Here is a 239-nt window from a genome sequence, read left to right as displayed (position 1 = left end):
CCCGTTTGACAGCAGATCAAGAGGGTGGTCTATTTTAGAAGAAGTAGAGCATGAACTGGAATTCGATACAATAGCTCAAGCTCTGGTAGGTAATGATGAGAAAAAGCACGGTGAGTTTTGGTCAATAGGAGCTAAAACAATAATGTCCGAGTTAATGAAGAAGGCGTATAGAGAAAAACGCTTTAGTATTAAAGATTTAATCAGCGAATTATTTAGTATAAATGTAAGCGACTTACATG

The 239-nt window shown here is 36.8% G+C and carries 1 protein-coding gene; it reads left to right on the top strand.

Annotated elements, in window-relative coordinates; translation table 11 throughout:
• On the top strand, positions 1–239 hold a 239-nt coding region (locus tag NF27_RS05335), incomplete at both ends, for a type IV secretion system DNA-binding domain-containing protein (protein ID WP_039456711.1).

It is taken from the genome of Candidatus Jidaibacter acanthamoeba, assembly GCF_000815465.1.
Lineage (GTDB): Bacteria > Pseudomonadota > Alphaproteobacteria > Rickettsiales > Midichloriaceae > Jidaibacter > Jidaibacter acanthamoebae.
This window is presented reverse-complemented; position numbering and strand designations above follow the sequence as displayed.